This is a genomic window from Streptomyces sp. NPDC003011, from assembly GCF_053591515.1.
The window spans coordinates 1-15,144 of record NZ_JBSFTY010000035.1 but is presented as its reverse complement, the minus strand read 5'-3'; the positions used below and the strand labels follow the sequence as shown (position 1 = coordinate 15,144).

Here is a 15,144-nt window from a genome sequence, read left to right as displayed (position 1 = left end):
GCGGGCGTTCATGAACGCCCGATGAGAAATCCGGCGGAAGGGAACGTTCCGATCGTTCTCGCTCGTCTGTCCGGGTGGGATGAACAAGACGATCAGGCGCGCCTCCGTCTTCACGCTGCTGCTGGTGCTCGCCCTGCTGGGCAGGGCGACCTGGGTGCAGTTCTACGACGGCCGGGCGCTCGCGGACGACAAGGACAACCGGCGCAACGCGATCGAGACGTACGCGGAGCCGCTGGGGAACATCATCGTGGCCGGCGAGTCGATCACCGGTTCCGCGCGGACGAAGGGCAGCGACCTCAGGTACAAACGCACGTACACGGACGGCAGCCTCTACGCCGCGGTGACGGGCTACGCCTCGCAGGCGTACGCGCCCACCCAGCTGGAGGGCATCTACCAGGACCTCCTCAACGGCACGGACACCCGGCTGAGGACGGTGATGGACACGGTCACCGACGAGCGGGCCGAGCCGGGCAACGTGGTGACGACGATCGATCCGGACGTGCAGAAGGCGGCGTACGACGCGCTCGACGGGAAGAAGGGCGCGGCCGTCGCGATCGACCCGGCCACCGGGAAGATCCTCGCGGTCGTGTCGACGCCGTCGTACGACCCCTCGTCGCTGACCGACGCCAACACCGCCGGGCCGGCCTGGAAGAAGCTCAACGCGGACGCGGACAAGCCGCTGACCAACCGCGCGCTGCGCCAGCCGCTGCCGCCGGGGTCGACGTTCAAGCTGGTCGTGGCGGCGGCCGCGCTGGAGGACGGGCTGTACGCGTCGGTGGACGAGAGGACGGACAGTCCGAACCCGTTCAAGCTGCCGGGCACGACCAGGTACCTGGACAACGAGAACGCGAGCGCGCCCTGCGCGGACGCCACGATCCGCACGGCGCTGCGGTACTCGTGCAACAACGTCTTCGGGAAGATGGCCGTCGACCTGGGCCAGGACAAGCTCAGGGCGATGGCGGAGAAGTTCGGCTTCAACGACCAGGCACAGGACGTACCGGTACGGGCCTATCCGAGTGTCTACCCCTCGGACATGAACGCGTCGTCCACGGCCCTGACCGGCATCGGCCAGTTCGACGTCACCGCCACCCCGCTCCAGATGGCCATGGTGTCGGCCGCGATAGCCAACGGCGGCAAGCTGGTCTCGCCGCACATGGTGTCGCAGATCACCGACAGCGGCGGTGACGTCCTGGCGGACTACGACGACCAGGCGGGCTCCCGGGAGATCGTCAGCTCCTCGACCGCCGAGCAGTTGCGGTCGGCGATGCGGACGGTCGTCGAGGAGGGCACCGGTACGAACGCGCGGATCTCCGGCGCGACCGTGGGCGGCAAGACGGGCACGGCCCAGCACGGCGAGAACAACAGCCGGACGCCGTACGCCTGGTTCACGTCGTACGGCGAGGCCGACGGCAAGGAGGTCGCCGTGGCGGTGGTGGTGGAGCAGTCGGACGCGGCGCGCTCGGAGGTCAGCGGCAACGGGCTGGCGGCGCCGGTGGCCAGGGCGGTGATGGAGGCGGCGCTCAGGACGTAGGCGGCGGGGGCGGCTGGGGCGGCTCCGGAGGGAACCGCCCCCTCACCTCACTTGACGCCCAGGATCTGCTCGATCGGGTCGATGGCGAAGTACACCAGGAACAGCGCGGCCGTCCCCCACAGCAGCCAGTGGACCTCCCTGGCCTTGCCGAGGACGGTCTTGATCAGCACGTAGGCGAGGAAGCCGGCGCCGATGCCGTTGGTGATGGAGTACGTGAACGGCATCACGGCGATGGTCAGGAACGCCGGGATGGCGATCTCGTACCGGTCCCAGTCGATGTGCTTGACCTGGGTCATCATCAGGAAGCCGACGGCAACCAGGGCCGGCGCCGCCGCCTGGAGCGGGACGATGGTGAGCAGCGGGGTGAGGAAGAGGGCCAGGGCGAACAGGCCGCCGGTGACCAGGTTGGAGAAGCCGGTGCGCGAGCCCTCGCCGACACCGGCCGCCGACTCGATGTAGGAGGTGGCGGAGGAGGACGAGGCCGCACCGCCCGCGACCGCGGCGGCGCCGTCGATGAGCAGCACCCGGCCGAGGTGGGGGACCTTGCCCTCCTCGTCGAGGAGACCCGCTTCGGCGCTGACGCCGACGACCGTGCCCATGGTGTCGAAGAAGTCGGACAGGATCAGCGTGAAGATCAGCAGGACGACGGTGATGACGCCGACACCGGGCGCGTCGAAGGCGCCGAACAGGCTGAAGTGACCGATCAGTCCGAAGTCGGGCGTGTCGACGATCTTGTCCGGCCACGCGGGTGTGGTCAGGCCCCAGGTCTTCACGTCGGCGGCGGAGTTGATGATCACCGCGAGGACCGTCATGGTCACGATGGAGATCAGGATGGCGCCCTTGACCTTGCGGGCGAGCAGTCCGATCGTCAGCAGCACGCCGAGGCAGAAGACGAGGATCGGCCATCCGGTGAGGCTGCCGGTGCCGCCGAGCTGGACCGGGACCGTGGTGCCCGCGATGTCCGGGATCCGGGTGACGAAGCCGGCGTCGACGAAGCCGATGAAGGCGATGAACAGGCCGATGCCGACGCTGATCGCCTGCTTGAGCGGTTGCGGGATGGCCCGCATCACGGCCTCGCGCAGGCCGGTGACCACCAGGAGGCAGATCAGCAGGCCCTCGATGACGATCAGGCCCATCGCGTCGTCCCAGCTCATCAGCGGGGCGATCTGGAAGGCGACGACGGCGTTCAGTCCGAGGCCGGCGGCGAGCGCGAGGGGCAGATTGCCCCCGATGCCCATGATGACCGTCATCACCGCGGCCACCAGGGCGGTGGCCGTGGTCAGTTGGACCGCATCCAACTGGTGGCCGAACTTGTCCTTCGCGCTGCCGAGGATGAGGGGATTCAGGACAAGGATGTAGGCCATCGTGAAGAAGGTGGCGAAGCCGCCGCGTATCTCCCGGCCGACGGTGGATCCCCGCTCGGAGATCCGGAAGAACCGGTCGACGCCGTTCGCCCCCGGTGGCGGGGCACTTGGCCGGTCGGCCGTCTTCTGGGTCTCGGACATGGCTGTCGCTCCTCGGTGCCTGGATGATCGGTGTGCGGATGCTGGCTGGATTGTTCCCTCGTTGAACCCGGTTCAGGTTTTCTCCGTGTTACGGAATCGGGGCCGGCCAGGGCCGGACGACCCTACGGTGTTCGAAGGCCCGTACGAACCGGGCGGTTGATCGCTGCTACGCTTCCGGATCTCATCCGGGCACCTCCGGATGGTCACATGTCAGTCACATGACACGCACAGGCGCCCTGAGGGTGCCCGAGCCGCCGTGAGGAGAGGTCGCCCGTGGGCACAGTCGTCGACGACGCCGCCTCGGTGGAGTTCCATGCCTTCTTCGAGCGTCACTACGCCGAACTGTCGCGCCTGGCCCACCTGCTGACCGGTGAGGCGGACGCCGCCGACGACCTGGCGGCGGACGCGTTGCTTGCCCTGTGGCACCGCTGGGACCGGGTCCGCGCGGCCGACCACCCGGCGGCGTACGCGCGCGGTGTGGTCGCCAACCTGGCCCGGACCCGGATCCGCACCGCGGTCCGCGAGCGGCGGCGCGTCGCGCTGTTCTGGTCGCAGCGCGAGGAGAAGACCGAGAACCCGGATGTGGCCGGTGTGATCGACGTGCAGGAGGCGTTGCGTAGACTCCCGTTCCGCAAACGCGCCTGCGTGGTGCTGCGGCACGCCTTCGACCTCTCGGAGAAGGACACCGCGCTCGCCCTGGGCGTCTCGGTCGGTACGGTGAAGAGCCAGACCTCCAAGGGGATGGCCGAATTACAACGGTTGCTGGGCACACAGGCGGCTGCTCCGCAGAAGGTGCACGCGGCCATGGCGCGTACCGGTGAGGCCGGAGGAAGGGACCGATGACCATGCGGCGGGACGTGCACGACGAGCTGCGCGCCCGGCTGCACGAGGCGGCCGGCGCGCACGAGGCCGACCGCGCGCGCATCCTGGCGCGGATCGAGCGCGGCATGACCGAGCAGACCCGTTCCGACCACCGGGCGACCCGGCCGCCGGTGTTCGGCTGGGTGCGGGTGGTGAGCGCCACGGCCGCGGTCGCGGGTGTGCTCGGTGTCGGCGGTTACGCGGTCGCCTCGGCGGTGAAGGACGACGTGTCCCCGCAGAAGACGGTCGCGGTCACGGCGACGCCCGCCCCGTCCCCGGACGCCACGAGCCGGGCGCCCGTGCCGCCGGTGGATCCGGTGCCGAGCAGCCCGCGGGAGCCTCGCGAGTCGAGCGCGTCCCCCGCGCGGACGCCGAGCGTGTCGGCCACCCCGCAGCCGCCCGCCGCCTCCGGCACCGAGGACGGCCCGCTGTGGTCGGACGGTTCGGTGGACCCGCACAGCAACGAGTTCTGGGCGCAGAGCAACGTGACCGTGAAGACGAGCGAGAAACTCACCGCGCTCACCGTGCGGTTGAAGGTCAGGCAGACCGGCGGGGTCACCTCGGCCGGTGCCTGGCGGTCCGCGCCCGAGGACGACTTCACGGCGACCGTCGCCGAGCGGGACGGCTTCCTCGTCTACACCTGGGTGCTCAAGCCGGGCCGTTCGGTGTGGCCGGGCGAGTGGGTGTTCGCGGGCCAGTTCGACCACGACCGCGGCGGCCGGGACGCGAAGGACGACGGCTACACGGTCACCGCCGCCGCGGACGGCGAACAGCTGGCCGTGGCGGGCGATTTCGCCGCTCGTGGAGACGACGAGGACGACTCGTAAAAAAATTCCGAGGACCCGGCAACCCTTTCCTCACCGGTGGCGACCAGGAAGCGCAAGGTTCCCCACGCAAGGAAAAGGGCATGACTGCACCAGCTGAACAGCGCGTCCGCCACCGTCGCCGGCTCACCAAGCGGCGGGCGGTGATCGCCGGAGCCGCCGCTTTCGGCATCACGGGAGCGGCGATCGTCACCACGACGATGCTGTCCTCCGCGGGCGCCGCCTCGACCTGGCCGACCGCCACGGGCAGCAAGGCCGTGTCGTCCACGATCAAGGTGTCCGGCACCTACGACGGCAAGCTCACGAAGTTCTACGGCTCCGGCGCCCTGGGCGGCAGCGGCCAGGAGGAAGGCCAGGACCCGGTCTTCGAGCTGGCCGACGGCGCGGTCCTGAAGAACGTGATCATCGGCACGCCGGCCGCGGACGGCGTCCACTGCAAGGGCAGTTGCACCCTGCAGAACGTGTGGTGGCTGGATGTCGGCGAGGACGCGGCCAGTTTCAAGGGGACGTCGTCCTCGGCCGTCTACCAGGTCATCGGCGGCGGCGCGAAGAACGGCGCCGACAAGGTGCTCCAGTTCAACGGCGCCGGCAAGCTGACGGTGACCGGCTTCCAGGTCCACAACTCGGGCAAGCTGGTCCGCACGTGCGGCAACTGCAAGACGCAGTACAAGCGCACGGTGGTGCTGAGCGACATCGACGTGACCGCGCCGCTGAAGGCGATCGTCGGCGTCAACGCGAACTACGGGGACACGGCCACGCTGTCGAAGATCCGGATCCACGGCGACACCAAGAAGAAGACCAAGACGTGCGTCCGCTTCCAGGGCAACAACACCGGTAAGGAGCCGACGGAACTCGGCACCGGCCCCGACGGCACGACCTGCAAGTTCAAGACCTCGGACGTCACGTACGACTGACCCCAGAACGCCGGCCGGCCCGGAGCCCCCCTTCGGGCCGGCCGGAAGCACTGGTCGAACCCCCTTCGGCCGGTCACCAGAACGCCCCCGCCGGTGACGACCGGCGGGGGCGTTCACCTGCGGGTGAGGCTAGGTCATCGTCGTGCCGATGGCCGTCGACCCGGTCGTGAGGAACGGGGTGGCCGGCAGCGCCCCGTCCGGCCTGCGGGCCCCGTGCGCGCTGGTGGCGTCCGTCGACCTGAACGCCGGCGCGCTGACCCCGCTGTCCCAGTTGTTCGCCGCGGAGACGGCGGACGGACTCAGCCTGGACAGGCCTTGCTTGTTGCCCACCGCGAGGTTCCGCGCGAGCCGCGCCTCGCCCGTGGCGAAGAAGAACCCGGCGCCCGTGTTGGCGTACGCGGTGTTGCGGTTCAGCACGACGGCCCCCGGGTTGGAGTTCTCGGTGAACCCGTGCAGCGTGTTGTCCCAGGCCGCGTTGTGGTTGACGACGTGAGCGACGGTGACCCCGCCGCCGCCCAGCTTGAACCCGTTCCCGTTGCCCTCGAACGCGGGGTCCCCCCACCGGTTCTCGCCGTTGCCGAAGGCCCAGGTGTGCTCGACGGTGACCGGCGAGGAGAACTGCCACAGGTCGAGACCGTCGTCGGAGTTGCCGTACAGCCGCGCGCCGGTGATCCGGTTGCCCGTGCCGGAGCCGAACTTCACGGCGATCCCGTCGGCGTTCTGCCCGTGCCCGGCCGGGTCGTAGTTGCCGTGACTGTCCAGGTTCTGCACGAGGTTGCCGACCGTGCCGTCGCCGCGCAGCGTGAAGCCGGAGTCGCCGTTGTCCGCGGTGACCAGGTTCCGGAAGACACCGCCCACGGAGGACGTGACGACCAGGCCCTGCGCCGGGGAGTTCTGGAAGGTGAGGTCGCGTACGGTCCAGTGGTCGCCGTGGATCGCGGCCAGCCAGGAGCCGTCGGGCAGCCGGGAGCCGTCGATCCGCACCTTCTCGGCGCCGTACGCCTCCAGCGTGATCCGCGCCGAAGGGGTGCCGTCCGCCGTGGACTTGAGGGTCGCCGCCGGGGTGTACGTGCCGCCGCGCACCTGGATGACGGTGCCGGCGGCCGCGTTCCTGACGGCCGACTCCAGCTGAGCGGTGGTGGACACGGTGACCGTCGCCGAGGCGGCCTGGGCTCCCCCCTCGGAGAGGCCGAGGTACACACCGCTCGCGCACGCGGCGACGGCCACCGCCGCGGCGATCGAGAGGGTCCGTGTCCTGCGGTGGCGGCCGGTGCTGAGACGCACGGGGGCGTTCCTTTCCTGGGGGACGGTGACGAAACGGGCCGGAGGGGCCGCCCCGGCCCGTTTCTGGGATCTGGTCGCCGCCGACGGCCGGGAAGGTTGCCGCCATCCGGCGAAAACGTTCGAAACTTTCGCTCGCGCCCGTCCCGTCCGCACCGATTGACGCGCTGTTTCGCTCCCCTGACACTCCGAGAGCACAGCGACTCAACAGAAACCCCCACAGTCCCACAGGATGTGTCATGCGACTCCCCGGACGCCGCACCCCCCGCACGCTCCTGGCCCCCGTGCAGGCCGTGCTCCTCGCCTTGCTCTGCTCCCTCCTCGCGATCCCCCCGAGCACCGCCCAGTCAGGAGCGCCACCCGTGAAACAGCCCAGGTACGCCGGGTATCTCTTCGCCTACTTCACCGGTGAGGGCACCGCCGACGGCGAGCAGATCCGCTACGCCCTCAGCCGCGGCAACGACCCGCTGCACTGGCGCGAGCTGAACGCGGGCAAGCCGGTCCTGACGTCCACCATCGGGGAGAAGGGGCTGCGGGACCCGTTCGTGATCCGCTCCCCCGAGGGCGACAGGTTCTACCTGATCGCCACCGACCTGAGGATGTACCGCGACAGCAGCGGCAGTTGGGACGAGGTCCAGCGGCACGGCAGCAAGTCGATCATGGTGTGGGAGTCCACCGACCTGGTGCACTGGACCGACCAGCGGCTGGTGAAGGTCGCCCCGGACAATGCGGGCAACACCTGGGCGCCGGAAGCCTATTGGGACGACTCCCTGGACGCGTACGTCGTCTTCTGGGCGTCGAAGCTGTACGCCGACGACGATCCCGGCCACACGGGATCGACGTACAACAAGATGCTGTACGCGACGACGAAGGACTTCCGTACCTTCAGCGAGCCGAAGGTCTGGGACGACCCCGGCTACTCGGTCATCGACTCGACGGTCGTGAAGCACGAGGACACCTACTACCGCTACACCAAGGACGAACGGGACCCGTCCTCCAGCTCCCCGTGCTCCAAGTTCATCACCGGGGAGAAGTCGGCGAGCCTGACCGACACCTCGTACGACTTCGTCTCCGACTGCATCGGCAGCGGCTCGATCGACCGCGGCGAGGGGCCGACGGTCTTCAAGTCCAACACCGAGAAGAAGTGGTACCTGTTCATCGACGAGTACGGCGGTCGCGGCTATGTCCCCTTCGAGACCACCGACCTCGACTCGGGGAAGTGGACGATGTCCACGGACTACCAGCTGCCCGCCAGCCCGCGGCACGGCACGGTGCTGCCGGTGACGCAGGCCGAGTACGACCGGCTGCTGGCCGCCTATCCGTCGACGCCGGCGTCGGTCGTGGACGCGACCGCCAAGGGGCAGAAGGGGTACGCGGTGGTCACCGAGGCCGCGTCGAAGGTCGTGCTGCCGATGGAGCCGGGCGCGGATGTGGCACGTCTCGCCCCGCGGATCCACGTGGGTGCGGGCGCGACGCTCAGCCCGAGGTCGGGCACCCGCCGGGACTTCCGCAGGCCGCAGACGTACACCGTGACGGCCGCCGACGGCACGACCCGCACCTGGACGGTCGAGGCGGTGCGCACCGGCAGCCCGGCCCTTCCCGGCCTCAACGCCGACCCGGACGTGCACCATCTGAACGGCGAGTACTGGATCTACCCGACGACGGACGGCTTCCAGGGCTGGGGCGGGACGCGGTTCAAGGCGTACTCGTCCAAGGACCTGGTCCACTGGAAGGACCACGGGGTCATCCTGGACCTCGGCCCCGACGTGGCCTGGGCGGACAAGTACGCGTGGGCGCCGGCGATCGCCGAGCGCGACGGGAAGTACTACTTCTACTTCTGCGCCGAGCAGCAGATCGGCGTGGCGGTGGCGGACTCCCCGGCCGGCCCGTTCAAGGACGCGCTGGGCAAGCCCCTGGTGGCGAAGGGCGGTTCGCTGAGCGGCCAGATGATCGACCCGGCCGTCTTCACGGACGACGACGGGCAGGCGTACCTCTACTGGGGCAACGGGCGCGGTTACGTGGTGCCGCTGAACGACGACATGGTGTCCTTCGACGCCTCACGGGTGAAGGACATCACCCCGGACGACTTCCGCGAGGGGTCCTTCGTGATCAAGCGGAAGGGCACCTACTACTTCATGTGGTCCGAGGACGACACCCGCAGCGAGAACTACCACGTCGCCTACGCGACCGGTCCCTCCCCGCTCGGCCCGTGGACCAAGCGGGGGACGATCCTGTCCAAGCGTCCCGAGTACGGCATCCTCGGCACCGGCCACCACTCCGTGGTGAACGCGCCCGGCACCGACGACTGGTACGTCGTCTACCACCGGTTCGCCCTGAACGGCCCCGGCAGGCCGGGCGGTGACGGCATGCACCGCGAGACCACCGTGGACCGCCTGGAGTTCGCGGCCGACGGGACGATCAAGCCGGTGGTGCCGACACTGGAGTCGATCGCACCCGTGCGGTCCCCCTGACGAAGCGGGCCGGTCACGGCTCGCTCCCGGTGCCGGACCCGTACCGCGCGGTGGTATGGGCCCAGGCACCCGGCGGCGTGTGACGGCTCAGTTCATCGTCGCGCCGATGGTCGTGCTGCCCGTGGTCAGGAACGTGGTCGCGGGCAGAGTGCCGTTCGTGCCACGGGCGTTGTACGTGCTCGACGCGTCCGTCGACCGGAAGGCGGGGGTGCTGACGCCGCTGTCCCAGTTGTTGCCCGACGAGACCACCGAGGAGCTCTTGCTCACCGTGCCGCTGCCGTTGCCGACGGCGAGGTTCTTGCCGAGGCGGGCCGTGCCGGTGGCGAAGTAGTAGCCCCACTTGGCATTGGCGTAGGCGGTGGTGCGGTTGAGGGAGATCGCGCCCTTGTTGGAGTTCTCGGTGAAGCCGCTGCCCGCGTTGTCCCAGGCGGCCGAGTTGTTGATGACGTGGGCGACGACCTCGCCGTCGCCGCCCAGCTTGTAGCCGTTGCCGTCGCCCGCGAACGCGGAGTCGCCCCACCGGTTCCTGCCGTTGCCCATGGCCCAGGTGTGCTCGACGGTGACCGGCGAGGAGAAGGACCAGAAGTCCAGGCCGTCGTCGGAGTTGTTGTAGAGGCGGGCGCCGGTGATCAGGTTGCCGGTGCCGGAACCGAACTTCACGGCGATGCCGTCGGCGTTCTCGCCGTGGGTGGCGGCGTCGTAATGGCCGTAACTGTCGAGGTTCTTCACCGTGTTGTCGACCGTGCCGTCTCCGGTGAGCGTGAAGCCGGAGTCGCCGCCGTTGAGGGTCTTGATGTTGTTCCAGGTGGTGCCGGTGCAGGACTGGCAGACGACCGCGCTGTCCGGGGAGTTCTGGAAGGTCAGGTTGGAGACGTTCCAGTAGTCCGCGGTGAGCTTGAAGATCCAGGAGCCGGAGGGCAGCGACGAACCGTCGATCTTCACCGTCTCCGAGCCGTACGCGGTGAGCGTGATCGGCGATGACGAGGTGCCGTTGGCCGTGGACTGGAGGACGGCGGTCGGGTAGTAGGTGCCGCCGCGGACCTGGATGACGGTACCGGGTGTGGCGTTCTTGACGGCGTTGGACAGGTCGGTCGAGGTGCTGACGACCACGGTCGCGGCCTGTGCCTGGGCGGGGAGGACGGCGAGGCCGGCGCCGAGGGTCACGGTCGCGAGGGCCGTGAGAGCGGTACGACGAGACATGGAGTGCGGGTCCTTTTGCGTCGTGGGGGGGGGTGGGGAGGGGGTTACAGGACGCGGTCCAGCCAGGTGAGGACCTCGTCCTGCATGCGGTCGACGAAGACGTGGCCGAGGTCGGGCCAGGTCTTGAGGTGCAACCGCTCCTCGGCGTGGCGTGAACGCCAGACGGCGCGCAGCTTGTCGTGGGCCACCCGGACGCCGTCGGCGGGGAAGAGGGTGTCCAGGGCGCCGTCGAAGAAGAGCATCGGCCTGGGTGCGGCGATGCCCGCCACGTCGGGGAAGTCGAGGAACCGGGGCAGCCCGGGGTGGAGCATGTAGTACGACGACTGCCCGCGCAGCGTGTTGTTGCCGGGCACCATCATTTCCCTCAGCCCGGTCATCCAGCACACGCTCGCCGCGGCGGCGACGTGGTCGCTGAGCGCGGCGGTCTGCCAGGCACGGTAGGCGCCCATGGAGAACCCGACGGCCGCGACCCGGTGGGCGTCCACTCGGTCGAGGCCGGCCAGGAAGGCGGCGGCGCGGACGTCCTCGCGGGCCATGAGCCCGGCCAGGGAGGAGCCGAGGTTGAAGAAGTTGGAGGCGAGGGCCTGCTGCTGGTCGTAGGCGAGGGGGCCGCGGTCGCCCCAGCCGAGGGCGTCCAGGCACAGGACGACATAGCCGCGCCGGGCCAGTTCGTCGCCGACGAAGCGTCCGCTGAAGTACTTGTCCGCCCACGTCTGCGCGGAGGCGAGCCGCGTCTCGTCGTACCAGGGGCGGACGAGTTTCTCCTTGCCGATGTCGAACCTGGCGCCGTGGTCGTGCAGGAGCAGGACGGCGGGGAAGGGGCCGGGGCCGTGCGGGGTGAGCAGGGCGCCCCGGACACGTTCGTAACCCGTCAGGGACACCGTCACCAACTGCCGTGTGTATCCCTCACCTTGAGGGCCGGCGGTGAACTCGGGCGCGTACGGTGTTCCGTCCTGGCGTCCCACGATGAGGTGGTCCTCCACCACGGCCCGGGCGGCGCGGCGCCAGGCCCGGAAGTCGCGGACCGGTGACGTGCCCCAGGCGAGGGGGAAGTTCAGCTGGTCCTTGAGCGCCGGGTGGAAGTCGGGCAGGTTGCCGCCCACCAGGCCGGCGGCGTCGGCGGTCCCGGTGGCCGCTCCGAGGAACGCGGCCGCCGCGGCTCCCGCGACGAAGGTCCGGCGCCCCAAGGGCTCACGGCTGTCCATACGGCCTCCCGGTTCCGGCGTGGTTCAGGACGTGGCGCTCGACCGCCGCCCGGGACGTGAGCGCCCGGTGGTCGTAGACCCCGGCGGGATCCCAGCCGGCCTCGCTCGTGAGTCCGAGGCCGCTCGCCACGGCGTTCAGGCGGGCGGGGCGGCCGTTGAACCAGGAGCCGGTGTCCCAGAAGTGCTCGCCGCCGTAGTCCGCGACCGCGAGAGCGGGGCCGCCGTTCCGATAGTGGAACACATTGCGCTCGGAGAAGATCGCGGACTCCAGGCCGGCACCGAGCGCGTACAGGGTGCCGTCCGCCCGGCCCCGGTAGACGTTGTTGACGACGTGCACCTGTCCGAAGCGGACGCGGGGGCCGCGCTGCACGATGTCGGTGAAGAGGTTGCGGGCGAGGGTGACCTTCAGGTGTCCCCGGTCCCGGTCGCCGCGCCCGTCCCCCGATCCGATGAGGATCGCCTTGTCGTGGTCGGTGAACCGGCTGTCGGAGACGGTGACGAAGTCGGAGCCGTCCTCGATGTCCAGCAGCCCGTCGTGCCGCTGGACGTGTTCCCCGTGGAAGCCGAGGGGCGCCTCGCGGTCCGGGAACCGGCCGTCGGTGAAGGTGCAGTGGTCGATCCAGATGTGCTTGCCGGTGATCACGGTCATCGCGTCGAAGCGGGCGTTCCAGCTGCCCCTCGTGCCGTCACCCGGCGACCAGGTGGTGAAGTGGTCGACGGGAGCCTCGAGACGCAGGTTGCGGACGATGATGTTCGTGCCGGTGTTGACGGTGAGGAAGACTCCGAGGAGCCGGGCGTCGTCGCCCGCGCCGACGAGCGTGGTGTTGCTCGGCACGGTCAGCTGGATCCGCGCCTTCTCGTTGTTCGAGCCCGTCTGGCGCAGCCGGCGCTGCTGCCCGCAGTACGCGAAGCGGGTGTCGGACCAGACGGCGCCGTCCTCGCCGAAGCAGGACATGTACATCGCGAGGTCGTACCCGGGCGCGTAGTCCTGCTCGCCGAGCAGGGAACCGTCGTCCGCCTCATGGCCGTTGACGTCGCCCACGACCCGGATCACCTTGGGGGCGGCGGGGTCGCCCCGGTTGGCGAGGGCCTCCTTGAGCTCGGCGCGGGTGTGCACCGTCCAGGTCGTGCCGCCCGCGCCTCCGGTGGTGCCGGTGCCGGTGGCGGCCCAGCCGACGGGGGCGCGCTCGGCGGCGACGGCCGGCGACGGCGTGCCCAGCAGTCCCAGGCACAGGCACGTCAGGAGCACGGCGGCGCTACGCATGGGGCCGCCAGTCGCCGAGGTAGGCCGCTCTGGTGTGCGACCCGGCTTCCGCGCGCGTCAGGTGCGGCCGGTTCTCCGGCACCGGGATCGCGGCGCCCGGCCCCGAGTTGCGGTACTCCCGAAACCTCATGGTCTGCCAGGGGTACGCCTCCCGCATGTTCGTGTACGGCGCCACCGCGTCGATCCCGGGACCGATCCGGGTGTCCCGCACGACGAGCGACGGCCAGGCGGTCGTCTCGTACGTCGGCACCCAGGGCCGGGCCAGCTTGTACGCCCCGTCCTCGGCGCCGGAGGTGATCCGGCAGCGGACCGCGAGGATGCCGTGCGGGTTGGCGCGGGCCGTGGACGGGGCGAAGACCATGCCCTTGGGCGTGAAGGCGACGTCCCGGCGCAGCGTGCGGAAGTGGCAGTCCTCGAAGACGGCGGTCGCCCGGCCGAAGACGAAGTCGACGTCGCCCTCCACATGGCAGCGGTGGAAGTACTGCCGGCCGAAGACGTCGAGCGCGGTCGTCTCGACGAAGAGGGTGTCCTGGTGGCCCAGCAGCCGCACGTTCTCGAAGTGGGTGCGGTCGCCGTAGGTGTACGCGGCCACCGCCTGGGTGCCGGTGATCCCGGGGTGGTCGGCGCGCAGCCAGTCGTTGGCGAGGGTGAGGTCGCGGACGGTGAGGCCGGGAGCGGCCGAGGTGAAGGTGGCCGAGCCCGCCGTGCCGTGGGTTCCCGAGCCGTCGGGCTTCGGGGTGCCGTTGGCGTTGTCGTACACGATGACGGCGTCACGCGGGTCCCGGGTGGCGCCACGCAGCGTCAACTCGGCGGCGGAGGCGGGGACCTTGACGACCTCTCGATAGGTCCCCGGGTGCACGACGACGGTCCAGCCGGGGCCGGACACCGCGTCCACGGCCGCCTGCACGGAGTCACCGGGGCGCACGTGCAGGACGCGGCGGCCGACGGCGAGGGCCTGCCCTGGAGCGGCACCGGCGCCGGCGGCCACGAGTCCGCCCGCGACGCCGGCCAGAAGGGTGCGCCTGCGCATCTCAGCGCGCTCCCTTCCAGGGTGTCCAGTCCCCGAGGTGGTCGGCGCGGGTCGCCGACCGGGCCTGTGCGTCGGTGAGCTGGGGGCGGTTCTCCGGGACGGTGATCCGGGCGCCGGGACCGGTGTTGCGGTACTCGGCGAACCGCTGGTCCTGCCAGGGGAAACCCGCCGACATGGTGGCGTACGGGGCGACCGCGTCGATCCCGGGGCCCATCCAGGTGTCCCGGACGGTGAGCATCGGGCGGGCGGTGGTGTCGGAGCTGGGCACCCAGGGCCGGGCGAGCTTGTAGTACGCGTCCGGTGCCTCGCTGCTGATCCGGCCCCGGACGACCAGGTAGCCCCGCGGGTTGGCGCCCGCCGTCGAGGGCGCGAAGACGAAGCCGTAGGGCGCGTTCGTCAGGTCGGTGCGGTTCAGCGTGCGGAAGTGACAGTGCTCGTACACCGCCGTCGCCCGGCCGAAGACGAAGTCGACGTCGCCCTCGACGTAGCAGTGGGAGTAGTACTGGCGGGCGAAGACGGTCAGGGCCATGGAGTCGGCGTACAGGGTGTCCTGGTGGCCGAGGAAGCGGCAGTGGTGGAAGGCCGAGCGGTCGCCCTGGACCTTGACGGCGACGGCCTGGGTGCCGGAGACCCCTGGATGGTCGGCGCGCAGCCAGTCGTTGGCGAAGGTGATCCAGCGGGCGGTGAAGCCGGCCGCCTGCACGGTCGTGGTGGCCGAGCCGGTGGTGCCGTAGGTGCCGCCGCCGGGCTTGGGGGTGCCGGCCGCGTTGTCGTACACGATCACCACGTCCCGGGGGTCCTGCGAGGCTCCGATCCAGGTCGCCTCCGTCCGGGTGGCGTCGACGGCGACCGTCTCGCGGTAGACGCCGGGGGCGAGGACCAGCGTCCGGCCGGTGCCGGTCGCGGCGGTCACCGCGGCCTGCACGGAGGTGAAGTCGCCGCGGCCGTGCGGGTCGACGTACAGGGTCCCGGGGGTGAGGCGGGCGGCCGGGGATCCGTACCGGCCGAACGGGCGCCGGCCGCCGGTGGCGCGCGCGGGGGCCGGCGCGAGGGATCGG

12 protein-coding genes are annotated in these 15,144 nt (G+C 70.5%); 5 read left to right on the top strand and 7 right to left on the bottom strand.

Features of this window, described 5'->3' with window-relative positions:
- The first annotated feature begins 79 nt into the window (after positions 1–79).
- Positions 80–1,531, top strand: coding sequence for a peptidoglycan D,D-transpeptidase FtsI family protein (locus tag ACWD0J_RS19220; protein WP_451497000.1), 1,452 nt, complete (start codon positions 80–82; stop codon positions 1,529–1,531).
- Positions 1,532–1,578: 47 nt separating this feature from the next.
- Here ACWD0J_RS19220 and ACWD0J_RS19215 read toward each other — a convergent pair whose 3' ends face one another.
- The gene (locus ACWD0J_RS19215) at positions 1,579–3,036 is read right to left on the bottom strand and encodes an NCS2 family permease (protein ID WP_451496999.1); all 1,458 of its coding nucleotides are present in this window, start codon (positions 3,034–3,036) and stop codon (positions 1,579–1,581) included.
- Between the two features lie 273 nt (positions 3,037–3,309).
- Here ACWD0J_RS19215 and ACWD0J_RS19210 point away from each other — a divergent pair, with 273 nt between their 5' ends.
- From ACWD0J_RS19210 to ACWD0J_RS19200, 3 genes are all read left to right on the top strand, one after another.
- Positions 3,310–3,879 carry a SigE family RNA polymerase sigma factor gene (locus tag ACWD0J_RS19210; RefSeq protein WP_451496998.1) on the top strand — a complete coding sequence of 190 codons (570 nt, stop codon included), beginning with the start codon at positions 3,310–3,312 and terminating at the stop codon, positions 3,877–3,879.
- Complete coding sequence (locus tag ACWD0J_RS19205; protein WP_451496997.1) at positions 3,876–4,724, top strand: hypothetical protein; 849 nt, start codon at positions 3,876–3,878, stop codon at positions 4,722–4,724. Before ACWD0J_RS19210 ends, ACWD0J_RS19205 begins: the two co-directional genes overlap by 4 nt.
- A gap of 80 nt (positions 4,725–4,804) precedes the next feature.
- Positions 4,805–5,635, top strand: coding sequence for a pectate lyase (locus ACWD0J_RS19200; protein WP_451496996.1), 831 nt, complete (start codon positions 4,805–4,807; stop codon positions 5,633–5,635).
- Between the two features lie 129 nt (positions 5,636–5,764).
- Here the strand turns inward: ACWD0J_RS19200 and ACWD0J_RS19195 are convergent, their stop codons facing one another.
- Positions 5,765–6,919, bottom strand: a complete 1,155-nt coding sequence (locus tag ACWD0J_RS19195) for a right-handed parallel beta-helix repeat-containing protein (RefSeq protein WP_451496995.1) — start codon at positions 6,917–6,919, stop codon at positions 5,765–5,767.
- Positions 6,920–7,155: 236 nt separating this feature from the next.
- On the opposite strand from ACWD0J_RS19195, the gene ACWD0J_RS19190 reads away from it, so the two are divergent.
- On the top strand, positions 7,156–9,387 hold the full coding sequence (locus ACWD0J_RS19190) for a family 43 glycosylhydrolase (RefSeq protein ID WP_451496994.1): 2,232 nt from the start codon (positions 7,156–7,158) through the stop codon (positions 9,385–9,387).
- Between the two features lie 87 nt (positions 9,388–9,474).
- Here the strand turns inward: ACWD0J_RS19190 and ACWD0J_RS19185 are convergent, their stop codons facing one another.
- From ACWD0J_RS19185 to ACWD0J_RS19165, 5 genes are all read right to left on the bottom strand, one after another.
- Entirely contained in the window at positions 9,475–10,587 is a 1,113-nt protein-coding gene (locus tag ACWD0J_RS19185) for a right-handed parallel beta-helix repeat-containing protein (RefSeq protein WP_451496993.1), read from the bottom strand.
- A gap of 44 nt (positions 10,588–10,631) precedes the next feature.
- Positions 10,632–11,792 (bottom strand): dienelactone hydrolase family protein, encoded by a 1,161-nt coding sequence (locus tag ACWD0J_RS19180; protein ID WP_451496992.1) that lies wholly within the window; start codon positions 11,790–11,792, stop codon positions 10,632–10,634.
- Entirely contained in the window at positions 11,779–13,056 is a 1,278-nt protein-coding gene (locus tag ACWD0J_RS19175) for a pectate lyase family protein (protein WP_451496991.1), read from the bottom strand. Before ACWD0J_RS19175 ends, ACWD0J_RS19180 begins: the two co-directional genes overlap by 14 nt.
- Positions 13,049–14,086, bottom strand: a complete 1,038-nt coding sequence (locus tag ACWD0J_RS19170) for a pectinesterase family protein (protein ID WP_451496990.1) — start codon at positions 14,084–14,086, stop codon at positions 13,049–13,051. Before ACWD0J_RS19170 ends, ACWD0J_RS19175 begins: the two co-directional genes overlap by 8 nt.
- A 1-nt stretch (position 14,087) precedes the next feature.
- Positions 14,088–15,144 (bottom strand): pectinesterase family protein (locus tag ACWD0J_RS19165; RefSeq protein WP_451496989.1); only part of this gene is annotated, 1,057 nt, incomplete at its 5' end.